Origin of the sequence: Devosia litorisediminis, from assembly GCF_018334155.1 — a bacterium.
In the GTDB taxonomy this organism is placed as follows: domain Bacteria; phylum Pseudomonadota; class Alphaproteobacteria; order Rhizobiales; family Devosiaceae; genus Devosia; species Devosia litorisediminis.
On sequence record NZ_JAGXTP010000001.1, the window covers coordinates 569,564 to 595,453 of the forward strand.

Here is a 25,890-nt window from a genome sequence, read left to right on the forward strand (position 1 = left end):
GGAGCTTGCTCAGACTCCGCTGCCAACACGCGTTAAGGTTTCGTCAACCATATCTGCGAGGGTGCCATGCGCGTTCCATCTGCCGGCCAACCACTTGATGAACGTCGCATCGTGCGTGAAGGCTATCGTCTCGCGGAGCGCCTGCTGGCGGATTACCGCGACCCGCCAGGAATGCTTGAGACAGTCAGCATATGGTTGGCCAGTTCTCGACAGGCACTGCTCGGACTGTATCGCGACCATATCAGGAACTAGATCGCCACCGATGCTTACCTGCTGCGACCCCACGTGACAGCCTCATGGGGTCCGGCAACGCCAATGATAACGTTCCGCAGTAGAATGTAACAAAGACTTCATGGTTTGGGAGGATCATGACTTCGGACGCGACAGAGACGGATGCTCATGCCCGATGCTGTGATAAACGCGCGGGGGCATGATCGCGGGGGTCACGGACGATGCAGCAAAACGCGACGCACAAAGCCACGGGAGCTCGGCCGGCGCGCTGGTCCATCGGACCCAAGTTCATCTCGCTCAAGAACAAGATCATCGCACTGACCTGCGTCACGGCTTTGCTCAGCGCTGTGGTGGTGGGGGGCGTCGGCTATTATCGCATCGAGAAGATTGTGCTCGATACAGCGGTGCAGAAGCTGGCGGGCGAAACCCGGCTGATGGCGCAGCGGTTCAAGTTCTCTTACGACCAGATGAAGAGCGACGCTCAGGTCCTGTCGCAGACGCCACCGATCAAGGGTATTCTGCGTAGCGTCGACAATGACGGGCTGGATCCACTGGATGGCTCGACGCAAGAGGCGTGGAGCGCCCGTCTGGGAAGCATATTTGCGTCGATGATGGCGGCGCGACCGCACTATGTTCAACTGCGCTATATCGGTGTTGCTGATTTCGGCCGCGAACTCGTACGCGTCAATCGCCTGCCGGCGGGATTGGAATATGTAAAGGCACCAGACCTGCAGCAAAAGGCGATGGAACCCTATTTCATTGCTGGGGTGCAAACTCCGAGCAAAACGGTGCACTTTTCCGAGGTCAGCTATAACCGCGAGCGGGGCTCGCTGGATGTGTCGCTGGTGCCGACGGTAAGGACCGTATTGCCGGTCTTCGGACCCGAAGGCGCGGTCTTCGGGATGATCGTGATCAATGCCAATTACGCTGAAATGCTGCGTCCTGCGCTGCTAGAGATCGCCCCGCAGGACAATACCTTCGTGGTCAATAGCGCGGGTGACTATCTCGAGCACAAGAAGGACGGCACGATTGGCAAGTTCGAGTTCCACGATGCCTATTCGGTGTCACCGCCCAGCTTTATTACCGAAATTTCGCAGACCAACGCGAATGAGAAGCTGTTCACCACCGATAACGCTGTTTCCTATTTTGTTCGGTTGAACATAGATCCGCAAAATCCCGAGGCGTTTCTAGGGGTTGTGTCGCGAGTGCCATATGACGAGTTGATGGCGGCCGCGATCGATACGCGTACGGTGAGCCTGGTGTCAGGAGCTCTGCTGATCCTGGGGTGCCTGGTCGCTTCGCTGGTGGTGGCGCGCTGGTTTACCGAACCACTGAAAAGAATGACGGCTGAGATCAAGCATTCGGCGGGACACCATACGCTGGAGAACCTGCCACTGGATCGCGGCGACGAGATTGGCGATCTGGCGCGGGCGTTTGACCAGAAGGCGCGCGATCTGGCGACCAATGAAGCCAAGCTGACGGCTATCGTCGACAATACCGTGGATGGTCTGATCACCATTGATGCGCGTGGACATGTCGAAACCTTCAATCGGGCCTGCGAGGACATCTTCGGCTATGAGGCCGAGGAGGTCATTGGTCGCAACGTCAAGATGCTGATGCCGGCGCCCTATCACGACGAGCATGACGGCTATCTCAAGAATTATCACGGCACTGGCGAGCGCAAGGTGATCGGTATCGGACGCGAGGTGGAAGGGCGGCGCAAGGACGGCAGCATTTTCCCGCTCGATCTTTCGGTGAGCCAAGTCAATATTGGTGACCGCACCATCTATAGCGGTATCGTGCGCGACATTTCCGAGCGCAAGCAGATGGAGAGAATGAAGGATGAATTCATCTCCACCGTCAATCACGAGCTGCGCACGCCACTGACATCGATCCAGGGATCGCTGGGGCTGCTGATGGCCATGCCCGGCAAGGCCACCGATGAACGGACCCGGAAGCTGCTGCAATTGTCGTATGACAATTGCCAGCGACTGTCCCGGCTGGTCAACGACATCCTGGATATGGAGAAGATCGCGGCTGGCAAGTTGGAGTATCAGCTCGAAGTGGTTGAGGTTTGCCAGCTGGTTGCCGATATCGTGGAGCGGCAGCAATCATTCGCCGAGAAGCATGATGTCAGCTTCGCGGTGGACTTCGCGGTGCCCAAGGTATTCGTCAATCTGGACCAGGATCGGTTCGATCAGGCGCTGGTCAATCTGCTTTCCAACGCTGCCAAATTCTCGGCGCCAGGCGATAGTGTCGAGATCGGGGTGGCCATGGACGCCGCCGCAAACGTGATCATTTCAGTGCGCGATTATGGGCCGGGGATACCCGAAGCGTTTCGCAGCAAGATCTTTGGCAAATTCGCGCAGGCCGATGGCTCGGCAAGCCGGGTCAATGAAGGCAGCGGCTTGGGTCTGAACATCACCAAAAAGATCATCGAGGCCTTTGACGGGGTCGTCGAATACCAGACCGAAGAAGGGGTGGGCACAGTGTTCACCTTCGTGCTGCCGGCCTGTCCGCCCCAAAAAATGAGAGCCTGACCGTGTCCGAGACGCTCACAAAGCTGCTCTATGTTGAAGACGATGACAGCATTGCTCAGGTGGTGGTGATTACGCTTGAGGAACTCGGGGGCTTTACGGTCAAGCACTGCGATAGCGGAGCCAAGGCGATCGACAGTGTTGTCGCCTACGCACCGCAACTGATCCTGATGGATGTAATGATGCCGCGGATGAGCGGGCCGGAAACTCTCGAACAGTTCAGCCAGATGCCCGCTGCCAGGGACATCCCGGTGATCTTCATGACGGCCAAGGCGCAGACCCATGAGCAGGAGGCCTATCGCGCGCTGGGCGCAATAGGGGTGATCGTCAAGCCGTTCGATCCGATGACCCTGTCAGATCAGATCGTGGCGCTGTGGCAGGCCCACAGAGCGGGCTGATCGGCAGCCAGATCAGGACCCGAACTTGTTCCGCGCCGGGATCATGCGGGCCAGGGTGCCGTCCTTGCGGACATACTGATTCCACAGGGCTGCCGCCACATGGCCAGCAATCATGACGACCAGAGCAATGTTGAGCGCCCAGTGCACCCGGCCAAGATCAGCCACGGCGTTGAAAGTCATGCCGCCAGTGACAGCCATGGCCAGCAGCACGGCATAAAGGCCATTGTGCATCAGACTGGACAGGCGGGCGGCCAGGGCGGGGGTGCCGGGCGCATGATCAGGAACGCCGCGGCGGATACGCAGTACAATGCGCGTGACGACAGCCAGAAAGATCAGGCTGCCCGAGGCCACATGGGCATAGGCCATCACCATACCCAGTGTGCCGACGCTTTCACCGCGCTCGAAGGCCTGCATGGCCTCAACGATGAATTCGTGAAAAGCAATCTGGAAGATCACGCCGAGAACGACGACCCAGTGGAGCGCAATCTGGGCCTTGGAGTAGTTCGACACGTGCTTGACCATTGAGCTGATCCTTTGGTGTGAGGGCGCCGACTATGGGGCAGTTACGATCGTAAAAGAAGTGCCGCTCGGGTCGATCATCTGGATGCCGTCAGGAAGAATGTCGGCACCAGAGAGCGTGGCGGCCTGCGCCACCAGACGCGGCTCGACGGCGCGTAGCGTGTAGCCAGTCAGGCGTGCCGAATTGGTGGGCGCCGGGGGAATGTCGGTACCCTGCCAGGTATTGAGGGCGATGCGGTGGGTATAACTGCCGCCCGCGCCCAGATCGGCGAGACCCATCTGGGGCAGATGGAGATTGGGCGCAAAGCCCAGCCCGGCGTAGAACTCGATGGCGGCCTGAAGATCGGCCACGGTGAAATGCAGGTGGGCAATGGTAGCGTCGTCGGCAATGGGTCGGTCGATGTCGCCTTTGCGTAGGCTCAGTTCGTGCCCGGCATGGAGCGGTTCACGCGCCGAGTGGGGATTGCCGTACGCATCAAAGAGCTCGAATTTATTGGTCGAGGTTCCAAAGCGGCCAAAGCGCTCGGGGGTTTCAAAGGCGATTTCGATGCCGATCCCATCGGGATCCTGCAAATAGATGGCCTTGGACATCAGGTGGTCGACCAGCGATATGCGCACGCGCCGGTAGAGCAGGCGGGTCAGGAGCCGCGAGAACTCACCCTGATCAGGGACGCCGATGGCCACATGATAGAGGCCGGTATGGCCGCCTTGCGCCGGGATTTGGGCACCCGCGCGCAGCACGACCAGGGTTTGCTGCTGGGTGCCCAGCGCGACGCCGTCATGCTGGTCACGTACTACAAGACCCAGATTGTCGGTCCAGAAGGTCGTGGCGCGGTCCAGATTGGTGACCTGTAGTTCAATGGCGCCATAGCTGAAAAGCTCAGGAGCACCTTGGGTCTGGCGGGCGAGGTCGAGCGCTGCGGTCTGCATGATTATGGTCCAGTGCAATAAAGGGTGCGGCGGCGTGGTCCCGCCGCCCACGGTCGGCTGTCAGGCGCGTGGTGCGATTGGCGCCTTGCGGGTGCGGCCCCAGGCAACAAACAGGGCAATGGCCAGCAGCACCAGGTTCATCGGCACAACCGAGAATTCGCCGCGGGTCAGATGAACGCCAATTGCGAGTGCCTGAATGACGCTGAAACCAAGGGCTGCCAGCGGTGTCAGCAGTGGCAATATGCGGGTGAGCGCTGGCAGGAGGACGCCGATGGCGCCAGCCAGTTCGGCAAAGCCGATAAAGCGGACGAGGGCGAGAGGGGCATCGAGGGTCCAGCCCATGCCCATCTGGGCAAGGGCCTCGATGGGGGTGAAGGCGTGCATGTAGCCCGACATGCCAAACATGCCTGCCAAGGCAATCTGGCCAACCCAAAGGCCAATAGTCCAACCGCGGCCATTCGAGGCTGATACAGTGTTTTCGAAAGTCATTGTCTGTCTCCTGGATACGCCCTGAATGGGCTTAAGTGGTGAGGTCACTATCCATCTTTCCCATTCATTGATCATCGTGGTAATTGTTGATCCTATCTTTCCTGAAAGGAAATGATCATGGACACGTTGACCAGCCTGCGGGTGTTCGTGGCTGTCGCCGATTTACGAAGTTTTTCGGCAGCTTCGGCGCGCCTGGAGATGTCCGCGGCGATGACCAGCAAGCATGTGCAAGCGCTGGAGCGCCGGGTGGGCGCACGACTGCTCAATCGCAACAGCCGCAATGTGGGGCTGACCGAAGCCGGGGTCACCTATCTGGCCAGCGTGCGGGTCATGCTGGATGGGCTGGATGATGTGGAGGCGCGGATCGGTGATGCGACGGTGGTGCCGCGGGGTGATTTGAAGATCAGCCTGCCGGTGTGGATGGCCAATGCGCGGTTCGTGGCTGCACTGGCGGAATATCAGCGCACCTATACTGAGGTCGTGCTCGACCTCGATCTGGAAGGGCGCATGGTTAATATGGTCGAAGAAGGGTTCGATCTGGCCCTGCGCGGTGCCCGTATGCTGGATGAGGGTCTGATTGCGCGCAAGCTGACCGATATTGGCTTCCATCTCGTCGCCAGTTCGGAATTGCTCGAGCGCGTCGGGCGGCCTGAAAAGCTGCAGGATTTGGTGGGCATGCCGTTATTGGCCTACGGCCCGGTGGCAGGTTCGGGTCTGGTGCCGTTCGAACAGAACGGAGAAACGGTCGAGGTGCGGTTTGTACCGGTCATGCGCAGTGCCAATGAGACCATGCTGCTGGAGGCTGCGCGGGCGGGCATGGGCTTTGCCATCTCACCGGACCTGATGATCGACCAGGACCTGAAACAGGGCTCGCTGGAGCGAGTGTTGCCCGAGCAGGTCCGGCTGACCGGGCCGCTTTATGCGGTCTATCCCAATCGCAGCTATCTACCGGCCAAGGTGCGCACTTTCCTTGATCACATGGTGGCCAAGGGCGTGTTCGCCTAGCGGCTCAGCGACGGCGTTTGCGGAAGGAGGCGTCGGGGGTGCCGGTGAAGCAGCCGAGGACATGCGGATAGGTCTGGGTGACCACATAGCCATAGACACCGTCCTGAACCATGCCGTTGCAGGCATCCAGATCGCCAAGGCCTTCGACATATTCCCAATCGTCAATGAAGGTGCCGTCATGGGTGCCGCCGGGGCCGCCGCTACGTTCTCCGGTCTTGAGGCGGTAGCTGGTGGTAGCAGCGCGGATGGTGCCATTGTCGCTGATGTAGCTGCCGAAAATGGGAAAGCCGTCGGCAGAAAAGCCGATTACCGGCGAGGCCTGGGTTGGGTTGTCCTGCTCGAACAGGGCCATGGGGTTGCCGTGATAATGGTAAGTGCCATCGGGTTGGGTGTGGGCATTGTGTTCGTCGGCGCCGAAATTGCTGGAGCCGCCCATCGGATCGTAGCGATAGGGCGCTTTGATGTCGTTGCAGCCGATATTGCCATCGCCGACGCCAAAGCATCCGGCGGCGAGCAGGTCGAGCTTGACCCCGTTGAGGAAGACCGCGTTGTCGTACATCAGGCTGAGCGGTGTGGGACTGGCGGCCGCAGCAGGATTGGCGGGGATGGTGTAGGTCTGGTTCTGCGTGCTGAAACGTGTGGCGAAGCGGCCCGTAGCGTTAAAATCGTGGTTGGGCACGGCATTGGAGGCGATGGTGCAGGTGGTTTCGTTAGCCATGATCTCGATGGCAGCGTCGAAGGTCTGTCTATTCTGTATGTCGGTGGCCTGTGCCGAATAGGTATTGGCGTAACCCAGACAATTGGCCGATCGCTCGGTCAAGAGCGCATTGGTGATCTCTTCATGCCCCGACGCACTTCCCATGCCTGTTGTCAGGGTCAGCATCGCCAGTACTGCGACGGCGCCGCGACAGGCAAGGGGCTGAGTTGTGCGCATGGGAGATCTCCTGATTGAGTCAGTCTGGATGCCACCAAGGCGCCTGGCAAGAGCGCCTTGGTGTGGGTACTCAGCCGTCGGGCAGGGTCTTGATGACGGCGGTCAGTTGTTCGTGGGCGAGGCCCTGCTGGATAGCGGCAGCGAAGCGGGCGCGGACCTGTTCGGATACCGGGGCGTGAGCAGGTCCACCGGCCGCGCTGACGGCATAGCCGAGGTCCTTTTCGACCAGTTCGACTGGAAAGAGCGGTGGTGTATCGCCCTTGAGCATGAGTTCGCCAGCGACGCGGGCTGCAGGAGAGCAGGCGGGGGTGGCGCCTATGATGGCAAGACAACTAGCCGCATCGAGGCCCTGGCGGGGCAGCATGCTGACCAGTTCGGCCATGACAGCAGTCTGGGTGGCGTAGAGCGTATTGACGGCAAGCTTTATGGCCATAGCAGCGCCGTCGGGACCGGCGGGGTGAATGGTGCCGCCCATGGCGGACAGAATTGGCTTTGCCCGCGCCAGAGCTTCATCGGTGCCGCCGGCAAAGAAAATGAGACTGCCCGCTTCGGCCTGAGGGCGCGAACCGGCCACAGGGGCGTCCATGAACTGCAGACCATGCCTGGTTGCCACATCTGCCAGATGGCGGAGGTGCTCAAGGCTGAGCGTAGAGCACTCAATGGCCAGCGCAGACTTGTCCATGCCGGCAAAGACGCCGGTTTGAGGATCTGTCCACACTTGCGCCGAGGCTGCGTCGTCGCGCAACATGGTGAGCACAAATTCCGCGCCCCGAGCAGCGTCGTGTGGGGTGGCCGAAATATTGGCACCCTTTTCGGCCAAAGGCGCGCAACGGGCAGCGGTCCTGTTCCAGACCGTGACCGCGTGCCCCGCGTCGAGGAGGTTCGCGGCCATGCGCGTGCCCATGGCGCCAAGGCCAAGAAAAGCAATATTGGCCATCAAAGTGCCTCCGCATAATTCTGCGGGAACAAGGCGCGCATGGTGTCCTCATCGAAAGCCTGTTTGACACTGAGATGATCACCAGCGTGCCGAGCTCTGTCGGCGGCTGGGCGCGCGTTGATGGTTGCGCACCAGCGGGTCAAGGCGGGCCAACGATGCCCGCCATCTTCCCCATATACCAAGCCATTACGCACGGCAAAATCGACCCAACCCCAGGCCGCCATGTCAGCGATTGTGTAGTCAGACCCGGCTAGCCACGGGGTCAGTGTCAGGTGCTTGTCCAGCACGGAGAAATGGCGTTCCAGTTCGCGCGCGTAGCGGTTGGTGGCGTAAGCGCTGTCGGTGTGAATGTTGAGGAAATGAAATGCCTGACCACAAAACGGGCCCAGGCCCGACGCGACAAACATCAGCCAGGAGAGCATTTGGGGGCGTGACCTGGCGTCGCCGTTGAACTGCTCCGCCCGGTCAGCCAGCCAGAGCAGTATGGCCGTTGAATCAAAGATGACCACGTCACCCTCAATAATGGCCGGGACTTTGCCATTGGGGTTGATGCGGCGAAACTCGGGTGTGTGCTGGGCGCCATCCCAGATGTCGGTGGCGACCACCTCATAGGGGTGTGCGAGTTCTTCGAGGAGCAGGGCGACTTTCGTCGGGTTTGGTGTGTTGTGATAAAATAGCTTGAGCATGTGAACCTCCTTGCAAGGTAGGTCACATTGATGGATTATTCCGCTGACAAGCTGTAGGTGGGTATTTCTGCTATGACTTATCTGGTTTTCAGATGAATGACCGACTGCTGGCGTTGCGCGTGTTCTGCCGCGTCGCCCGTCTGGGAAGCTTTTCGCAGGCGGGTCGTGCTTTGAATCTGTCGCAGTCATCGACATCGCGGATCGTGTCGGAACTGGAGCGTGAGCTGGGCGTGACGCTACTAACGCGCACGACGCGGGCGGTTGCGTTGACTGAAGCGGGTGCCGACTATCTGGAACGGGCAGAGCGCATCCTGGATGCGATGGAGGAGGCCGACCATGCTGTGCGGGGCGATGGGCGGCTGACCGGGCGGCTGCGTATCGGACTGTCGAGCAGCTTTGGTCTGCGCAAGGTGGTGCCGAGACTGGCTGAATTCATGGCGCGCCATGAAACACTGACAGTAGATCTGGCTGTTTCGGACAGCCATCAGGACCTGGTCAGCGAGGGGATCGACATTGCGTTTCGCCTGGGCGCGCTGGTCGACAGCACTACGCTGGTTCGCAAACTGGGCGAGACGCCGCGCATTCTGGCGGCCTCGCCGGACTATCTTGCGTCCCGTCCGACGATTGTCACGCCGCATGATCTGGCAGCGCATGAATTGATCGTGGGGCCGGGCGTCGTGCCGCAGGAGCTGAACTTTCAGTGCGGTGGCGAGAGAATAACCATCCGTGCTTCGGGCCGTACGACCTGCATCGCCAATGAAGGCGCGACTGCCGCGGCACGAGCCGGGCTGGGGATAACCGTATCCTCTATCTGGGGTGTTGAGGCCGAGATCGCGAGCGGACAACTGGTGCAGGTGCTGGCGGGATGGCACGTGGGCAATGTCGCGCTGCATGCGGTGTTTCCTCCCGGGCGCCAACCCAGACCGGCGGCACGAGCGCTTGCCGATCTGTTCGTCGGGCAGCGCCTCTAGGGTTGTATTGGAGTGAGTCAGACACCCACGCCTGGTGACGTGATGTGCTTGTCAAACAAGCGTGGCTGGCTCAAGACAGGGGGTCTTCGTTCTGCTGCTGAGGAGCCAAAATGCCCGATAGACCGTCCATGCTGGCGCCGTTTCGGCATGAGACGTTCCGCCTGCTGTGGATTGCCACGCTGATGAGCAATCTGGGTGGGCTGGTGCAGTCGGTGGGTGCCGGCTGGATGATGACCACGCTGACGGACAGCCACAATATGGTGGCGCTGGTGCAGGCCTCAACGACACTGCCGATCATGATCTTTTCGATCGCTGCGGGGGCACTGGCGGACAATTTTGACCGGCGCATCGTGATGATCATTGCCCAGAGTGGGATGGCAGTGGTCTCGCTGCTGCTGGCAGTTCTCGCCTTTATGGGGCTGATGAGCCCATGGCTGCTGCTGGGGCTGACCTTTCTGATCGGGGCTGGGACAGCGTTGTTCAATCCCTCCTGGCAGGCCTCGATGGGCGATATCGTGCCGCGCAGCGATCTGGCGGGCGCGGTAACGCTGAATGCCATGGGTTTCAATATGATGCGCAGCATCGGCCCGGCGGTGGGCGGGCTGATCGTGGCGCTGGCGGGGGCGGCGGCGGCGTTCGCACTCAATGCCGTGACCTATGTGCCGCTGATCTTCTCGTTGCTGCGCTGGAAGCCGGAGCGGCCGCCGAACCGGTTGCCGCGCGAGGATTTCGGTAGCGCCATTCTGGCAGGCATTCGTTACGTGTCGCTGTCGCCCAACTTAACCACAGTGCTGTTTCGCAGCTTTTTGTTTGGTCTGTCTGCCATCGTCGTGCTGGCGCTGCTGCCATCAGTGGCGGACGAATATGTCGGCGGCGGTGCGCTGGTCTATGGCACGCTGCTGGGCAGTTTCGGGGTAGGGGCGATTGGGGGGGCGTTCATCAATGGCCGGGTGCGCGAGCGCTATAGCAATGAGTGGATCGTGCGGTTTGCCTGTGTCGGCTTCGCGTTGAGTTGCGTGGGGCTTGGGTTCAGCCGTGATGTATTTCTCAGCCATATCGTGCTGCTGCCAGCGGGTGCCTGCTGGGTGCTGACGATGAGCCTGTTCAATGTATCGATACAGCTGTCATCGCCGCGCTGGGTGGTTGGGCGTGCCCTGTCGCTGTATCAGACGGCAACATTTGGCGGCATGGCAATGGGCAGCTGGCTGTGGGGCATCAACGCTGATGCGGTGGGGTTGGACTGGTCACTGGCGACGGCGGCGCTGGTTCTACTGGTCTGCGCGCTGGTGGGGTTCAGGCTGCCGCTGCCACAGTTTGAATCGCGCGACCTCAATCCGCTCAACACCTTTAACGAGCCGGTGCTGCGGCTGGATCTGACGCCACGCAGCGGGCCAATCATGGTGATGGTGGATTATCGTATAGCCCAAGAGGACATCCCGCAGTTTCTGGCGCTGATGACCGAGCGGCGCAAGGTGCGGTTGCGGGACGGGGCGCGGCAATGGGCGCTACTGCGTGATCTCGAGTTGCCCGATCTTTGGGTCGAGAGTTACCACGTGCCGACCTGGGTAGATTATGTGCGGCACAATCTGCGGCGCACCAAGGCGGATGCGGAGAACTTTCAAGCACTGCGGACTTTGCATCAGGGCGATGCGCCGCCGCGCGTGCACCGGATGATCGAGCGGCAGACGGTGCCACTGGATGACGAGACGCCGTTGCGGGGCACGCCGGAAGTCTAGGAATCTAGGCAACAAATCGACACCCCTCGGGTTTGACCTGAGGGGATCGTGCTTGCGGGCAAAGGGATAGTGTAGAGCCCTCGGGTCAGGCCCGAGGGCGACGCGCAGTGGCTGGCTGCCTGCTTCAAGCGACCTGGGCGAAGCGTTCGTCGAAGGCGTAGCCGGCCCCGCGCACGGTGCGGATGGGGTCGGTTTCGCGGCCACGATTGATGGCGCGGCGGAGGCGGCCGATATGGACGTCCACGGTGCGTTCATCGACATAGACGTCGTTGCCCCAGACGCCGTCGAGCAATTGCTCGCGTGAATAGACCCGGCCGGGATGGCGCATCAGATATTCAAGCAGGCGGTATTCGGTGGGCCCCAGATGCACGTCGCGCGCGGCGCGGCGGACACGATGGGTGGTGCGGTCGAGTTCGAGATCGCCAACCTTGAGGGCGGCCGTGACCAGATTAGGGTTGGCGCGGCGCAGCAGGGCATGGATGCGGGCGACCAGTTCGGGGACCGAGAAGGGTTTGACCACGTAGTCATCGGCGCCGGTGGCCAGACCGCGGACGCGCTCTTCTTCCTCACCGCGGGCGGTGAGCATGATGATCGGGACGCGGGCGGTTTCCTCACGGGCGCGCAGGCGGCGGCACAGCTCGATGCCTGAGATTTCGGGCAGCATCCAATCGAGCAGGATCAAATCGGGCAGCTTGTCCTGAATGGCGTGGGTGGCTTCGTCACCGGTTTCAGCGGTGACGACGCGAAAGCCTTCGGCCTCAAGATTGTAGCGCAGCAGGATGGCGATATCGCCTTCGTCTTCGACTACGAGGATGGTGGCGGGCATTGCTTGCTCCGGTCGTTCTTGCACCACGCCTGGGTGCGAGTGGCTCCACCCTTCAGCCTCCCCCATCAAGGGGAGGTGCAGTGCGGTGGATATATCTGGATCAGGCCTTGATCTGGGTGCGCTGCAGTTCCTCGACATCGCTCGAGAGCTGCTTGCCGGTCTGCAGGTAATAGGCACGTTCAGCAATATTGGTGGCGTGGTCGCCGATGCGTTCCAGGCTCTTGGCGCAGAACAGCAGATGGGTGCAGGGCGTGATGTTGCGTGGATCTTCCATCATGTAGGTGAGCAGTTCGCGGAACAGCGAGGTGTACATGGCGTCCACCTCGTCATCGCGGTTGCACACCTGAATGGCGCCTTCGGCATCGCGGCTGGAGTAGGCGTCCAGCGATTCCTTGATCTGGCGCAGCACCAGTGCGGTCATGTTGCGCACGCCATTGTAGAAGGTGGGCTGCAGGTTCAGCCCCTCGATCTTGAGCGAGCGGCGGGCAAGCTGCTTGGCCATGTCGCCGACGCGTTCAAGATCGGAAGCAACGTGAATGGCCGTGATGATGGAGCGCAGATCGGACGCCATGGGCTGGCGGCGGGCGATCATGGAAACGGCCATATCGTCGATCTTGCGCTGCATGTCGTCAATGCGCTGATCGGCGATGATGGTCAGATCGGCCAGTTCGCGATCGAGCTTGAGCAGGGCCTTGGTGCCGTTTTCGATGGCGACTTCGACCTGGCCACCCATCTCGGCGATGGTCTGGGCGAGGGCGACAAGTTCGTCATTGTAGGAAGAGACGATATGTTCGGGGGCCATGGTGTTCCTCTGGACCTGTGACGTGGCGCGACCGGCCCGCAAAAACCGGACGCCAGAGCGGGTGGGGCGCCGGACTAGCCGATGCGGCCCATGATGTAGTCCTGGGTCTGTTTGTGGACCGGGTTGGTGAAGATGTCTTCGGTGACGCCTTCCTCAATCAGGTTGCCCAGGTGGAAGAAAGCCGTGCGCTGGCTGACGCGGGCGGCCTGCTGCATGGAGTGGGTGACGATCACAATGGTGTAGTTTTCACGCAATTCATCGATCAGCTCTTCGATGATGGCGGTGGCGATGGGATCAAGTGCCGAGCAGGGCTCGTCCATCAGGATCACTTCAGGGCCAACCGCAATGGCGCGGGCGATGCACAGGCGCTGCTGCTGACCACCGGACAGGCCGGTGCCTGGCTCATTGAGGCGATCCTTGACCTCTTCGAACAGGCCCGCCTTGCGCAGGGACGACACCACGATTTCATCAAGGTCGGTCTTGGATTTGGCGATGCCGTGGATCTTGGGACCGTAGGCGACGTTCTCATAAATCGATTTGGGGAACGGGTTGGGCTTCTGGAAAACCATGCCGACGCGGGCGCGCAGTTCCACGACGTCCAGATTGGGATCGTAAATATCGTCGCCATCAAGCTTGATGGTGCCGCCGACGCGGGCCCCCTCAATGGTGTCGTTCATGCGGTTGATGCAGCGCAGAAAGGTCGACTTGCCGCAGCCCGATGGGCCGATGAAGGAGGTGACGGCACGATCGGGGATATCGATCGAGATACCGTGCAGGGCCTGTTTGGCGCCGTAGTGGACCGTCACATCGCGGGCGGTGAGACGGATGGGGCGCTCGAGGGCATCGGTGGGGTTCATGGTGCTGTTCACTGATTGCTGAGTCATCTTAACCTTGCCGGCGACCATATCCATTTGTGCGTTCTCCAGTTCGGTCATGCGCGACGCTCGAGGCGCGTGCGCAGGAAGATTGCGACTGCGTTGAGAAGGATCATCATGCCGAGCAGCACCATAATGGCAGCAGAGGTGCGCGCTTCAAAGAAGTTCCGGTTTTCATTGCCCTGCCAGAGGAAGATCTGCACCGGCAGTGCGGTGGCCTGATCCATCGGTGAGCCGGGAATAGAGGCGACGAAGGCGTTCATTCCGATCAGCAGCAGGGGCGCGGTTTCGCCGAGCGCCTGCGCCACGCCAATGATGGTGGCGGTCAGGATGGAGGGGAAGGTGACCGGCAGCACGTGATGGAACACCATCTGGGTTCTGGAGGCCCCAAGACCGAGCGCGGCCTGACGCAAGGCTGGCGAGACCGCCTGCAAGGCTGCGCGGGTAGCAATGATGATCGTGGGCAGGGTCATCAGGGTGAGCACCAGGCCACCCACAAGCGGCGCTGACAGGGGCAGGTGGAAGTAGTTGATGAACACTGCGGCGCCGAGCAGACCGAAGACAATGGAAGGCACCGCGGCCAGATTGTTGATATTGACCTCGATGAGATCGGTGAGCCGCGACTTGGGCGCGAACTCTTCGAGATAGATGGCGCTGGCGACACCGATGGGCACAGCCAGGCAGATCACCACCAACATCATGTAGAGCGAGCCCATAAAGGCACCCGCCAGACCGGCTGAGGCGGGCGCAGCGCGGCTGTCGACATTGGTGAACAGGCCCCAGGCAAAATCCTGGGTGATGGCGCCATTGTCGACCAGAATGTCGACGAGATCGCGGACCGGTGCAGAAAGCTGCTGGCGCGCATCGGGCAGGTCGCGATCGATATTGCCCTTGACCCAGTTATCGACATTGGCCGAGGCGAGCAGACTGAAATCCTTTGACTGACCCAGCAGGCTCGGATCAGCCACGAATGCCTCGCGCACGACGTGGCGCGCATTGGTTTCGGGGATGGTCAGGATGTCCTTGCTGGATATCTCAAAGCCCGCCGGCGCGGCTTCGGTCATGGCGGCTGCAATGACCTTGTTCCAGTTCAGCATGGCGACATTGCGCTGCCATTTGAGCAGGACAGCATTGTAGTCGGCATCGGACTGGCCGGCTTCCTGAACGGGTTCTGGATCGACCTTGATGATGGCGGGATCAAACGTGACCGTGAGATGCAGCGATGCCTGATGGAAGGCGGGAATGCCCTTGCGCATCACATCGGTGAACAGCAGGGCCACAAAGCCCAGCGCCGCGCAAATGGCGACAATGCCCAGGACCCGGAAGATCTGTTCGTTGAGATGACGACGGCGCAGACCGGCGCGGATCAGCTTGGTGCGTTCGCTGGCCTGCTTGCGGCCGGGAGCCTGTTGATCGGTCATTATTCGTACTGCTCCCGGAAGCGGCGGACGATGTAGAGCGCCACGATATTGAGAAGAAGGGTCATGACGAAAAGGGTCAGACCCAGTGCGAAGGCGACCAGCGATTGCGGGCCGGCAAAATCGGTGTCGCCGGTGAGCTGGTTGACGATGGACACGGTGATGGTCGAGATCGGCTCAAGCGGGGTGCCGCGCAGGACCGGGCTGTTGCCAGCGGCAAGTACCACGATCATGGTTTCGCCAATGGCGCGGCTGACTGCCAGCAGGAAGGCGCCGACAATGCCGGGCAGGGCAGCGGGCAACAGCACGTTGCGAATGGTTTCGGACTGGGTAGCCCCCAGACCATAGGAGCCATCGCGCATGGCCAGCGGCACCTGGTTGAGGATGTCGTCGCTGAGCGAGGAAATGAAGGGAATAATCATGATCCCCATGACCAGACCGGCGGTCAGGGCACTGGTGGCCGAGATATCCAGCCCCACCATATCACCAAGGCCGGCCAGAAACGGGCCAACCGTGACCAGAGCGAAGAAGCCATAGACGATGGTGGGGATGCCGGCGAGAATTTCGATGACCGGCTTGATGATGGCGCGCATGCGGCGCGGTGCATATTGCGAGAGATAGATTGCCGTCATCAGCCCGATGGGAACAGCCACCAATGAGGCGATGGTGGCGACCCACAGCGTGCCGGTGAGCAGGGGCAGCAGGCCATAGGAGCCATAATCGAGCGTCTCGGTGGTCGAGAATTTAGGATTCCAGACCGTACCGAAGAAGTAGTCGACCGGATTGATGAAGGAGAAAAACCGGATCGCCTCGGTGAGCAGGGAGACCACGATGCCCACAGTGGTCATGATGGCCACGGCCGAGCAGAACATCAGCAGGCCGGTGACCACCACTTCCACAGTATTGCGGGCGCGCAGGCGGGCATTGATGCGGGCGCGGGCGACCAGCAGGGCGACAATGGCGGTACCCGCAGCGGCAGCGACTATGGCCAGGAAGGTGATGAACTGGAAAGAGCGCAGTGCGTCGGCAGCGCTTTGTTCGTAGGGCGCAATGTCGCCAGCCACGCCATAGTCGGAGGCGAGTGCACCAATGCGCTGAACGGCGGCGTTCAGGCCACTCTGATCAAAGCCGGCCAGAATGTCGGTGGGGAGCTGGGAGATGATGTAGGCGCGGGTGATGCCCTGTCCCAGCCAGGCCCACAGGCCCAGAATTATCAGCGCGGGGACAAGGGTCCAGATCGCGACCAGAGCGCCATGATATTGCGGACGGGAGTGAACCTTGACGCCGTTGATGGGCGCTGTCGCCAGAGCGCGGCTTTTGGACCAGCCGGTCTGATAGGCAAGGCCAAGCAGGACGAGGAGAAGGCCGGCGATAATCAGCGAATTCATTGGCGCTCTCCATGCCGTTGGAAAGAGGTGGGCCGCACCAGAAGGTGCGGCCCGGATCGGGTGGTCTTACATACCGGCTTCGAAAGCAGCCAGCACTTCAGCGGTCTTTTCTTCTGGCTGCGGGATCAGGCCAGCGGCTTCAAGGGTGCCGCCATTGCCCGAGATCGCATCGGAGAGGAAGAACTGAACATATTCCTCGATGCCGGGGATGACGCCGATGTGCTGACCCTTGACGTAGAAGAACAGCGGACGCGACACAGGATACTCACCAGCGGCAACGCTTTCGAGCGATGGGGTGACGCCATCAACGGTCGCAACCTTAAGGGTGTCGCGGTTCTGTTCGTAGAAGGACAGGCCAAACACGCCGACCGTGTCGGGGTTGGAGGTCAGGCGTGCCAGGGTTTCGGTGTAGTCGCCGGCGATTTCGACGACAACGTCCTGACGCAGGGTTTCGCAAGCGTCTTCAGCGTGACCTTCTGGCAGACCGGCTGCTTCACAACCGATATTGACGACCTTCTCCTGGAACACTTCGCGGGTGCCGTGATTGGAGCCCGGGATAGCCAGAGCGATCGTCTGATCGGGGAGCGATGCGTCGATCTGGTTCCAGTTGGTGTATGGATTATCGACCATTTCGCCATCGACAGGCACCTGGGCGGCGATTGCCTTGTAGACAAACAGCGGGGTCAGGGCGAAGTCAGCCTTTTCAGCGGAGGAGGCAAACACGATGCCGTCAAAGCCGAACTGGATTTCGCGGATGTCGGTAACGCCGGCAGCGGCGCAGGCTTCCTTCTCGGAATCCTTGATCTGACGCGATGCATTGGCGATGTCGATCGTGTTCTCACCAACGCCTTCGCAGAACTGCTTCAGGCCGCCACTGGAGCCGCCCGAGCCAACAACAGGGGTGTTGAATTCTGGGAAGACGGCGCCGAACTCTTCAGCCACGATCGAGGCGAAGGGCAGTACGGTGGACGAACCGGCGATCTGGATAGTGTCGCGCGACTGGGCGAAAGCGACGGGGGTGCCGAATGCGGCAAGCGCGATAACAGCAGCGCTGGCGAATAGTGCGGTCTTCATGGGGAGTTCCCTTTCGGAATTCAGTTCAAACCTGGCTGGCCACTCCGGAAGGTTATTCCCCGGTGCCGCCCTTTGACGAGGCAGACCATATTGAGCGCGTGCGACAGTTTTATTGCGCTTACGTGACGCGTTTATGACAGGCTAAGTAGCTGAAAACAAATAGAAATGCTCAGAACAAGTGGCTGAGCGCGTTGCTCGACAAGAGCGGATTGTGACACCGATGCCGGCGCGGCCGCAGACTCGGTGGGGGGCGCGGTGCAGGTGTGAGCGCAGATGCTAGCGCTGCTGTGTGACAGTCAGATCATCGTAAAGGCGCGCCAATGCCCGCTGGCGTCAGCGCAGCAGGGGGCGCACTTCGGACTGTACCTTGCGCATCAAAGGCAGGAAATTGGCGATCATGTGCGAGGTCGAGGCGCGGGCGCTTTGCGCGCCGATATTGAGGGCGGCGACAGTCTGGCCCTGGGTATTGAACAGCGGCACGGCGATGGAACACAGGCCCAGTTCGAGTTCTTCATCAATCACGGCGAAGCCCTGCGCTGCGATGACCGCCAGTTCAGTGGTAATGGCGGCGCGGTCGGCCTTGGTCTTGGCGGTATAGGCGATCAATTCGGATCGATCGAGAATATCGCTGGCGACATTGGCGGGCAGCGCAGCCAGCATAATGCGGCCCATGGAGGTGCAATAGGCTGGCAGGTGCGCGCCTGCGCCCAGATTGATCGACATGACGCGGCGATGGGCTGCACGGGCAATATAGAGGATCTCGGTATTGTCGAGCACCGCCGCGGACGAGGATTCGTGGATCTGCGCGGAGAGTTCATCAAGAAAGGGCTGGATCAGCCGCGGTAGCGGGGTGGCAGCGAGATAGGAATGACCGAGGTTGAGAATGCGCGGCGTCAGGCGGAAAAACTTTCCGTCATAGCTGGCGTAGCCAAGGTGGTGCAGGGTGAGCAGGCAGCGGCGGGCGGTGGCGCGTTCCAGGCCGGTTCGATGCGCTACATTGGTGATGGACAGGCTGGCATGTTCCTCATCAAAACACTCAATGACCGCCAAGCCATTAACCAGACCATTGATGATATCGCCGTCGCGCATGGTTGCCCCGTGACCGGTTAGCTCACTGTGTTCGTGGCCAGTGCCGTCATCACCGCGTTGGGCGCAAGACGAACATGTAGCGCAGGGCGCACATTAGGCGTTGGGTCGGGTCCGGGCAATGTGATTGTGTGCTGCATGCGCCGCGGGGAAGGGCGCGCGGACGGCGGCGCTAGTCGTAAAGTCCAATTCCCTCTTGCCTGTCGCTGTCACCCTGATATGAGGCCCATGGGGCCTATAGCTCAATGGTTAGAGCCGACCGCTCATAACGGTCTGGTTCCAGGTTCGAGTCCTGGTGGGCCCACCACTTATCCATGCATGATTGAGACCCCTGGAGCCGACGGCCCTAGGCGGATAGGCGCATAGGGGCGTCGGCTTTGCTTTGGGCCGATGGTGCGGGCAGGCGAAGGGCAGCCACGAGGTTGCGGTATTCGTGGCGGGCGTTGACGTGGGACATGGATGGCGCGCTGCCGAGCAGATCGGCGTCGAGGGGATCAAACACCGTCATGCCGATTGGAAAGAGCGAGCGGAAAATCACCCGCTCGGCAATGCCATCGGCAACGCGGCAACCCAGGCGGTCGGCCACACGTTCGATAGCGCTCTGGACTTGGCTGGCATTGCGTGAGCCCAGATTGGAAATGCGATTGCGCACCAAAACCCAGTCCGTGCTCGAGCCGGTATCGGCCAGACGTTCTGCCCGGGCGCGCTGCACGTTGCGCGAATAGGGGCTGGTCTCGATCGGCTCGCCGGTGACGCTGTCGAGCCGAACCAGTACGTCCAGATCGATCATGCTGTCATTGATCGGGGTCACCAAGGTATCGGCATAGCCGTGGGCCAGACGCGCCAGATTGCCATCGAAGCCGGGCGTGTCGATAACGATGTAGTCGACTTCATCGCGCAGGCCAGCGATCGCCTTGGTGAAGATTTCGAGTTCCGTACGCTGGTTCTCGCGGATCGAGTCACCCCAGGCTGTGGGGAGATGCACATGCTTGGGCATTGGCACCTGATGGCCGGTCGCTTCGACCGTAGCGCGGCGATTACGGACATAGCGGGTCAGGGTCTGCTGGCGGCTATCGACGTCGATGGTGGCGACGCGATGACCCTGATGCAACAGATAGACGGCCAGATGCAGCGCCGTGGTCGATTTGCCCGACCCTCCCTTTTCATTGCCTACCGCAATGATGTGCGCGCCGGTCTGCACCATGTTCGTCTCTCCAAATCAGAAACTGATCCCTGATGTCCATGAAGTGATGTCATGGTTAACAAGGCCCTAAGATTGGCGCGTTCAGGTGGTTCTGGGTCGGTGTTTTCGACAGATTTGCGGGGGCAGTGCTGCTCGCGCGCTATTGTGTGACCCAGGCGGTCCAGCGCGGCCGTGGCGTGGGCGCGCTGCCCATGGTCTTGCAACTGCCATAGGTGTGAAAGGTCTGCCGCTGCGCATTGATGGTGAGGGGAACACTACCCAGCAGCACGCGAATGGTGGCGATGTCTTCGGCGAGCATCTCAATACCAGAGATCTGCACCTGATGGACCTGACAACGCCCCTGCGCCCAGTGACGTGCGGCCGTTTCGGCGGATTGCTCAAGTTCGGACAATCCCGGATCGCCTTTGTAGGCGGGCAGGTAGATGTCGTTGCGCGCCACCATGGCAAGGAAGTCGGGGACTGCAGCGGGGGTTAGTCGCCCATAGCGCTGGCGATCAGGCATGACGATGACCGAGGGGGCGAAATGGCAGCCGCCGATATGCGTGCATTGCAGCACGTCCAGACCGAAGGCGGGCGCGGCCGCAGAGAGCGCCTTGAAAACCGGAAAACCGAAGCGCGCGCAGCAGGCGTCGGTCTTGGCGTCGGTGCAACACAGGATGACCCGACGGGGCAGGGCAGTGCCACCCATTGGCAAGCCTGCATGCCAGCGGCCCACGAGTTCAGCAGCGTGATTCTGGTCGCGCGGTACAATGCTGGTCGCATCTGGAAAAGATATCAGTTCGAGCGCTGTGCCGTCGCCGGCATCGACAAGGCCGATATAGCTGTCGGGGGCCGACGCGGCGGTCATGGCCAGCCGCAGGGGCGCCTCGATGTCAACGCTTTCAAAGCGGGGGCGGCGCCACTTGCCCTTGGGCCAGCGGATGAACAAGTGGCGCGCCGCCAAGGCTGCGGTGCCCGCAAGAGGCTCGCCGCAGGCAATGGCGTGATCGGTGCAAAAGCGGTGCATCTGAACCTAGTCAGCCTGCGCGGGCAGGGTGACATCGTAGATGTCGGCGATTTCGTCGAGCATCATATAGGCGCTGTAGATGCCACCGCCGAGGTTCCAGCTCAGTTCGCGGACGCGCGTGGCCTTGCCCGCTTCTGTGGCGTCCAGCTGCAGGAAGAGTGGGTCGTTCAGCCATTCGCCCAGATTGGCCATCGATTCCGCATTGTCGTCGTCTGGCGCGAAGTAGAAGATGCGGTCTGCGTCCATCTCGGGAATACGCTCCTTGCCGATCTGCACGAAAGTATCCTCGCTGCGCTGCAAGGCGGGGCGCTGAAAACCGACCAGATCAAGCACCACTCCGGCAAAGGAGTGGTCGGAATAGATGCGGGTGCGGCCGGGTGCAAAGCGCACGAGGGAGACTTCCTCGTTCACTCCGTCACCAATCGCTTCGCCAAGCGCGGCAGCACGGTCCTTGAATGCGGCGACATTTGCCTGGGCCTTGTCGCCAAGGCCAACGGCCTGCCCGTAAAACGCATAGTTTTCGAGCCATTGAGGCCCGATGGTTGCCGACAGGATTGTCGGCGCAATGGCGGAAAGCTGTTCGTAGACCTTCTCGTGGCGAAACACCGTCCCGATGATGATGTCGGGCTCAAGCGATGCCAGTACTTCAAGATTGATGGCGGTTTCGGTGCCCAGAGAAACCGTGTCGGCCAGCTGGTCAGCCAGATGTGGATAGAACGGGTTGCCTTGCCATGACTGGGCGGCACCCACAGGCACCACGCCAAGATGCAACAGCGCTTCTGTGCCCTCATTGGTCAGGATGGCGACGCGCACCGGTGCGTCGGGCACCTCGGTAACACCCATGGCATGGGTAATTTCACGCGCCTGTGTCGGCACGATCAGGGTAAGCGCTAAAAGCGCTACGGCGAGCAGAGGATTGGTCATGACTGGCTTTCACAGGATTGATGGGCCGCCGGGGCGGCCCATGCTGGCTAGCGGGTGGCGGGCAGTTCGTAGATGCGCTCGACGTCGTCGAGCAGCAGATTGGCCGCCAAATAGCCACCGGCGGTGTTCCACACAGCGTCGTCAACGGCATAGGCCTTGTCAGCCTTGACCACATCCAGGTTCAGCCAAAGCGGGTCGCTGGTCCAATCAGCAGCCTGGCTGTTGCCCTCACCGTCGCCGGTTTCATAGACGTAGTAGAACAGGCGATCGCCTTCGAGCTCGGGGATGCGTTCCTTGCCGATTGCGTCGGCGAACTCGGGCTTGTCCTGGGTGGCAGGGCGGGCAAAGCCGATTTCTCCAAGGATCAGACCGGCAAAGGTATCCTTGTAGTAGATGCGGGTGAGCGATGGCATGAAGCGGCCGAGCGAGACTTCTTCTTGGAGCGCGGGACCCGCCGCTTCTGCAATCTTGTGAACGCGTGCGTCGAATGCATCGAGGGCAGCCTTGCCCTCGTCACCCTTGCTGACGGCATCGGTGTAGAGCGCCATGTTGATCTTCCAGTCGCCACGCAGACGTTCTGACATGACGGTGGGGGCGATGGCGGATAACTGATCGTAGATCTTCTCCTGGCGGGTCTTGTTGCCCACGATCAGGTCTGGCTGGAGCGCGGCGATGGTTTCCAGATTAACCGCCGATTCTTCACCTACGACGGTCACATCGGCCATGTCGGCGGCAATGTGGGCGTACCAGGGATCGCCCAACCAGGAGCGGACGGCGCCAACGGGTGTGATCCCGACCGCCAACAGGGCTTCGGTGCCCTCATTGGTCAGAACGACGATGCGCTGTGGACTGTCTGGGACATCGGTGGTGCCCATGGCGTGGGTGATTTCGCGAGCAAAGGCGGGCTGGACCAGAGCCAGGCTGGCCAGCGCGATGCTGCGCAGAACGGTACGGCGAAAAAGCTTCATGATTCATCTCAAACTTGACATGCGGTGTCATAAAATGGTCTTCGGAAGCAGCAGAAGTCAACCTGACTTTGAAAATCATATTTACGAGACTCGCTCTGACCAGTTTTTCGTCAACCCCGGTGCCGTCGCAGCGGCCCCTGCCATTTGCACGGGTCTGCGTCGGTCTGATTGCGGTGTTGCTTGGTGCCATGGCACTGAGCATCACGGTGGGCTATCGCATCTATGGCCCGCTGCAGGTATGGCAGGCCCTGTTCGCTTTTGACGGCTCAGAAGCGGCTACGGTGATCAGCACACTACGCCTGCCGCGGGCGGTGATCGCGCCTCTGGTTGGCGCGGGGCTGGGTATTGCCGGGGTGCAGGTGCAGACCCTTTCGCGCAATCGCATCGCGTCGCCCGACACGCTAGGGCTCAATGCCGGCGCATCTTTGGCCGTCGTGGTCGCCAGCACGGTTTTTGGCGTTGGTTCCCTGATGGGGCTGTCACTGACGGCGGCATTGGGCGCCCTGGTCACCAGCCTTGTGGTGTTTGCCATAGCGGCCGGTGCCGGCGGGCTGTCGCCAATCCGTATCGTGCTGATCGGGGTGACCATTGCCGGGCTGGGGCAGTCGATCGTGCAGATCATCCTGACCACCAATGAGGCGCAGTTGCAGAACCTGCTGTTCTGGCTGGCGGGATCGTTCGTTGACCGTCCGATGAGCCTGGCCATCAATGGTGGCCCGTTTATCGTGATTGGCGTCGCCATGGCCCTGGCTTTGGCGCGCCCGCTTGATGCCATGCAGGCCGATGACGAAACGGCAAGCGGGTTGGGCGTGCCGGTGACGCTGGTGCGGATTGGCTGCTTTGTCTCGGTATCACTGCTGACCGGCGCCTCTGTCGCCATGGCCGGGCCTGTCAGCTTTGTGGGACTGGTCGTGCCGCATGCGGCGCGCCGATTGGTAGGGCTGCGCCATGGTCGCCAGATCATTGCCGCGGGTTTGTTTGGCGCCATTTATGCGACGCTGGCCGATGTGGCGGCACGCTTTGTGATTTTTCCGGTGGAAGCGCCCGTTGGCGCCATTACTGCAGTTGTTGGCGGCATTGTGCTGGTCATTCTGCTGCGCAGGAGGGCGGCATGAGCGCTCTGAACACCTCGCTCTTTAAAGCGCGCACGCCTGTCGCGCTGGCGATCATGGTGTGTGCCTTCGCGCTACTGGCCCTGAGCGGCGTTGCGTTTGGCTCCAGCTGGATCCCGATGGACCAGGTGGCATCGGTCATTCTGGGGGCGGGCGAGAAGACCCAACGGCTCATCGTGCTGCAATTGCGTCTGCCGCGCGTGGTGATCGCAGCGCTGGCCGGCGGTGGCATGGCTGTTGCGGGCTACCTGCTTCAGAAGGTGACCCGCAATGCACTGGCATCGCCAAGCGTGCTGGGCGTAATCGACGGGGCGGCACTTGGCGTGGTGCTGTTTCTGGCGCTGCTGTCCAATGAGTCCAACACCCTCATCATCCCGATTGGCTACCAGCCGCTGGCGGCGCTGGCCGGGGCAGTGCTGGGCATCACCCTGGTATTCTTGCTCAGCGGTCGCCAGTCGAGTTCGGCGGTGCGGCTGTTGTTGTTCGGTATCGCCATGGCGGCGGTGTTCAAGGCGATGGTCATGGTGCTGATCCTGATCGGCCCGATTTATCGCGCCAGCCAGGCATCGCGCTGGCTGGCCGGGTCAGTCAATGAGATCAACTGGAGCGAAATCCAGATTACGCTGGTGATGCTGGTGCCCTTGCTCGTTATGGCAGTATTGGCAGCGCGCAAAATGCCGCCCGCTGATCTAGATGAGGTATCGGCGCGCAGCATCGGGCTCAATCTGCCGGTGTTTCGTATCGTGATCTTTGCCCTTGCCGCCGGACTGACGGCTGTGTCGGTGGCGTTTGTCGGGGGTGTCGGCTTCATCGGTCTGATGGCGCCGCATCTGGCGCGCCTGATGGTAGGCCGCAATGTCTATGCCGGTCTGCTGGGCAGCTTCCTGCTCGGCGCAATCATGCTGGTCGGCGCCGATCTGATCGTGCGCGTGCTGTTCAGTCCCGTGGAAGTGCCTGCAGGCACCGTGACGGCGGTTATCGGCGCCCCCTATTTTCTCTTTCTTTTGATGAGTAGACAACGCCATGACGGATAGCCCGGCCATTGTCATCGACGCCCTGAGCCTGGGCTATGGCAGCGCCAGCGTGCTTGATACGCTCTCGCTGAGTATTCCGCGGGGCAAGATTACCGTGCTGGCCGGCCCCAATGGGTGCGGCAAGTCCACATTGCTGCGCGCGATCCGGCGCCTGCATAAACCCAGCGACGGTCGTATCCTGCTCGAGACGACAGACATCGCCAAGCTTGGCGAGCGCATGCTGGCGCGGCAGATCGGGCTGTTGGCGCAAAGCCCTTCGGCCCCCGACGACATGACAGTCGAAGAACTGGTGCGGCTTGGTCGCTATCCGCACCAATCCATGCTGCAGCCCTGGAGCCCCGATGATACGCGGGCGTTTGAAGCGGCGATGGCGGGCACTGGGGTCGCTCATTTGCGACACCGCCATCTCGGATCGCTCTCGGGCGGGCAGTTGCAGCGTGTGTGGATCGCGATGGTGCTGGCACAGGAAACCGAAATCGTTTGTCTGGATGAGCCAGTGAACCATCTGGACATGTCGCACCAGCTTGATTGTCTCGACCTGGTGCGTCAGCTCAACTCGGCATTCGGGCGCACGATCGTGCTGGTGCTACACGACCTCAATCTGGCCGCGCGCTATGCTGACCAGTTGGTGTTCCTGCGCGACGGTGCCGTCGCGGCCACCGGAAAGCCGGAAGAGCTGATGACCCAGGAACTGATCGCCCGCGTATTCGATGTCGACGCCATGATCATCACCGACCCCGCCTATGGCCGGCCGCTATGCATCCCTCTTAACACGCGCGAACGTGTGATCGGGGCGTGAT

26 protein-coding genes and 1 tRNA gene are annotated in these 25,890 nt (G+C 61.1%); 10 read left to right on the plus strand and 17 right to left on the minus strand.

What is annotated here, in order from left to right; translation table 11 throughout:
- Positions 1-66 precede the first annotated feature (66 nt).
- The 3 genes from KD146_RS02715 (at position 67) to KD146_RS02725 (ending at position 3,166) form a co-directional block, all read left to right on the plus strand.
- The gene (locus KD146_RS02715) at positions 67-252 is read left to right on the plus strand and encodes a hypothetical protein (protein ID WP_212657212.1); all 186 of its coding nucleotides are present in this window, start codon (positions 67-69) and stop codon (positions 250-252) included.
- Between the two features lie 200 nt (positions 253-452).
- A complete protein-coding gene (locus KD146_RS02720; RefSeq protein WP_212657213.1) occupies positions 453-2,771 on the plus strand; it encodes a PAS domain S-box protein in 2,319 nt (772 codons plus the stop codon).
- A gap of 2 nt (positions 2,772-2,773) precedes the next feature.
- The gene (locus KD146_RS02725; protein ID WP_212657214.1) at positions 2,774-3,166 is read left to right on the plus strand and encodes a response regulator; all 393 of its coding nucleotides are present in this window, start codon (positions 2,774-2,776) and stop codon (positions 3,164-3,166) included.
- Positions 3,167-3,178: 12 nt separating this feature from the next.
- Here the strand turns inward: KD146_RS02725 and KD146_RS02730 are convergent, their stop codons facing one another.
- Genes KD146_RS02730 through KD146_RS02740 form a run of 3 tightly spaced genes read right to left on the minus strand, consistent with a single transcriptional unit; the run spans position 3,179 to position 5,104 of the window.
- A complete protein-coding gene (locus KD146_RS02730) occupies positions 3,179-3,688 on the minus strand; it encodes a cytochrome b (protein ID WP_212657215.1) in 510 nt (169 codons plus the stop codon).
- A 30-nt stretch (positions 3,689-3,718) separates the two neighbouring features.
- Complete coding sequence (locus KD146_RS02735) at positions 3,719-4,615, minus strand: VOC family protein (protein ID WP_212657216.1); 897 nt, start codon at positions 4,613-4,615, stop codon at positions 3,719-3,721.
- Positions 4,616-4,675: 60 nt separating this feature from the next.
- Positions 4,676-5,104: a DoxX family protein gene (locus KD146_RS02740; protein ID WP_212657217.1), complete on the minus strand. Its 429-nt coding sequence runs from the start codon at positions 5,102-5,104 to the stop codon at positions 4,676-4,678.
- A gap of 117 nt (positions 5,105-5,221) precedes the next feature.
- On the opposite strand from KD146_RS02740, the gene KD146_RS02745 reads away from it, so the two are divergent.
- Positions 5,222-6,109, plus strand: coding sequence for a LysR family transcriptional regulator (locus KD146_RS02745; RefSeq protein ID WP_212657218.1), 888 nt, complete (start codon positions 5,222-5,224; stop codon positions 6,107-6,109).
- A gap of 4 nt (positions 6,110-6,113) precedes the next feature.
- Here KD146_RS02745 and KD146_RS02750 read toward each other — a convergent pair whose 3' ends face one another.
- From KD146_RS02750 to KD146_RS02760, 3 genes are all read right to left on the minus strand, one after another.
- The gene (locus tag KD146_RS02750) at positions 6,114-7,043 is read right to left on the minus strand and encodes a YHYH protein (RefSeq protein ID WP_212657219.1); all 930 of its coding nucleotides are present in this window, start codon (positions 7,041-7,043) and stop codon (positions 6,114-6,116) included.
- A 70-nt stretch (positions 7,044-7,113) separates the two neighbouring features.
- Positions 7,114-7,980 carry an NAD(P)-dependent oxidoreductase gene (locus tag KD146_RS02755; RefSeq protein ID WP_212657220.1) on the minus strand — a complete coding sequence of 289 codons (867 nt, stop codon included), beginning with the start codon at positions 7,978-7,980 and terminating at the stop codon, positions 7,114-7,116.
- Positions 7,980-8,666, minus strand: a complete 687-nt coding sequence (locus KD146_RS02760) for a glutathione S-transferase family protein (RefSeq protein ID WP_212657221.1) — start codon at positions 8,664-8,666, stop codon at positions 7,980-7,982. The genes KD146_RS02755 and KD146_RS02760 overlap by 1 nt, the downstream gene beginning before the upstream one ends.
- A gap of 92 nt (positions 8,667-8,758) precedes the next feature.
- On the opposite strand from KD146_RS02760, the gene KD146_RS02765 reads away from it, so the two are divergent.
- Both KD146_RS02765 and KD146_RS02770 read left to right on the plus strand, forming a co-directional pair.
- Positions 8,759-9,637 (plus strand): LysR family transcriptional regulator, encoded by an 879-nt coding sequence (locus KD146_RS02765; RefSeq protein WP_212657222.1) that lies wholly within the window; start codon positions 8,759-8,761, stop codon positions 9,635-9,637.
- Positions 9,638-9,747: 110 nt separating this feature from the next.
- Positions 9,748-11,373: an MFS transporter gene (locus tag KD146_RS02770; protein WP_212657223.1), complete on the plus strand. Its 1,626-nt coding sequence runs from the start codon at positions 9,748-9,750 to the stop codon at positions 11,371-11,373.
- A 124-nt stretch (positions 11,374-11,497) separates the two neighbouring features.
- Here the strand turns inward: KD146_RS02770 and phoB are convergent, their stop codons facing one another.
- From phoB to KD146_RS02805, 7 genes are all read right to left on the minus strand, one after another.
- Positions 11,498-12,199 (minus strand): phosphate regulon transcriptional regulator PhoB, encoded by a 702-nt coding sequence (gene phoB / locus KD146_RS02775; RefSeq protein WP_212657224.1) that lies wholly within the window; start codon positions 12,197-12,199, stop codon positions 11,498-11,500.
- A 100-nt stretch (positions 12,200-12,299) separates the two neighbouring features.
- On the minus strand, positions 12,300-13,001 hold the full coding sequence (gene phoU, locus KD146_RS02780) for a phosphate signaling complex protein PhoU (RefSeq protein ID WP_212657225.1): 702 nt from the start codon (positions 12,999-13,001) through the stop codon (positions 12,300-12,302).
- Positions 13,002-13,075: 74 nt separating this feature from the next.
- The gene (gene pstB / locus KD146_RS02785) at positions 13,076-13,858 is read right to left on the minus strand and encodes a phosphate ABC transporter ATP-binding protein PstB (protein WP_249327711.1); all 783 of its coding nucleotides are present in this window, start codon (positions 13,856-13,858) and stop codon (positions 13,076-13,078) included.
- A gap of 74 nt (positions 13,859-13,932) precedes the next feature.
- A complete protein-coding gene (gene pstA / locus KD146_RS02790) occupies positions 13,933-15,297 on the minus strand; it encodes a phosphate ABC transporter permease PstA (protein ID WP_212657226.1) in 1,365 nt (454 codons plus the stop codon).
- A complete protein-coding gene (gene pstC, locus KD146_RS02795) occupies positions 15,297-16,682 on the minus strand; it encodes a phosphate ABC transporter permease subunit PstC (protein ID WP_212657227.1) in 1,386 nt (461 codons plus the stop codon). The genes pstA and pstC overlap by 1 nt, the downstream gene beginning before the upstream one ends.
- Positions 16,683-16,748: 66 nt before the next feature.
- Positions 16,749-17,756, minus strand: coding sequence for a substrate-binding domain-containing protein (locus tag KD146_RS02800; RefSeq protein WP_212657228.1), 1,008 nt, complete (start codon positions 17,754-17,756; stop codon positions 16,749-16,751).
- A gap of 333 nt (positions 17,757-18,089) precedes the next feature.
- A complete protein-coding gene (locus KD146_RS02805) occupies positions 18,090-18,845 on the minus strand; it encodes an IclR family transcriptional regulator domain-containing protein (protein WP_212657229.1) in 756 nt (251 codons plus the stop codon).
- Between the two features lie 228 nt (positions 18,846-19,073).
- Between KD146_RS02805 and KD146_RS02810 the strand changes: the two genes are divergently transcribed.
- A tRNA-Ile gene (locus KD146_RS02810) sits at positions 19,074-19,149 on the plus strand.
- Positions 19,150-19,188: 39 nt separating this feature from the next.
- Here the strand turns inward: KD146_RS02810 and KD146_RS02815 are convergent.
- The 4 genes from KD146_RS02815 to KD146_RS02830 form a co-directional block, all read right to left on the minus strand.
- Positions 19,189-20,046 (minus strand): division plane positioning ATPase MipZ, encoded by an 858-nt coding sequence (locus KD146_RS02815; protein ID WP_212657230.1) that lies wholly within the window; start codon positions 20,044-20,046, stop codon positions 19,189-19,191.
- A 139-nt stretch (positions 20,047-20,185) separates the two neighbouring features.
- Positions 20,186-21,052 (minus strand): sucrase ferredoxin, encoded by an 867-nt coding sequence (locus KD146_RS02820; RefSeq protein WP_212657231.1) that lies wholly within the window; start codon positions 21,050-21,052, stop codon positions 20,186-20,188.
- A 6-nt stretch (positions 21,053-21,058) separates the two neighbouring features.
- The gene (locus KD146_RS02825) at positions 21,059-21,976 is read right to left on the minus strand and encodes an ABC transporter substrate-binding protein (protein ID WP_212657232.1); all 918 of its coding nucleotides are present in this window, start codon (positions 21,974-21,976) and stop codon (positions 21,059-21,061) included.
- A 47-nt stretch (positions 21,977-22,023) separates the two neighbouring features.
- On the minus strand, positions 22,024-22,944 hold the full coding sequence (locus tag KD146_RS02830; RefSeq protein WP_212657233.1) for an ABC transporter substrate-binding protein: 921 nt from the start codon (positions 22,942-22,944) through the stop codon (positions 22,024-22,026).
- A 188-nt stretch (positions 22,945-23,132) separates the two neighbouring features.
- Here KD146_RS02830 and KD146_RS02835 point away from each other — a divergent pair, with 188 nt between their 5' ends.
- Genes KD146_RS02835 through KD146_RS02845 form a run of 3 tightly spaced genes read left to right on the plus strand, consistent with a single transcriptional unit; the run spans position 23,133 to position 25,889 of the window.
- Positions 23,133-24,059 carry a FecCD family ABC transporter permease gene (locus KD146_RS02835; protein WP_212657234.1) on the plus strand — a complete coding sequence of 309 codons (927 nt, stop codon included), beginning with the start codon at positions 23,133-23,135 and terminating at the stop codon, positions 24,057-24,059.
- Positions 24,056-25,090 (plus strand): FecCD family ABC transporter permease, encoded by a 1,035-nt coding sequence (locus KD146_RS02840; protein ID WP_212657235.1) that lies wholly within the window; start codon positions 24,056-24,058, stop codon positions 25,088-25,090. The genes KD146_RS02835 and KD146_RS02840 overlap by 4 nt, the downstream gene beginning before the upstream one ends.
- The gene (locus KD146_RS02845) at positions 25,080-25,889 is read left to right on the plus strand and encodes an ABC transporter ATP-binding protein (RefSeq protein WP_212657236.1); all 810 of its coding nucleotides are present in this window, start codon (positions 25,080-25,082) and stop codon (positions 25,887-25,889) included. Before KD146_RS02840 ends, KD146_RS02845 begins: the two co-directional genes overlap by 11 nt.
- The last annotated feature ends 1 nt before the right edge of the window (position 25,890 follow it).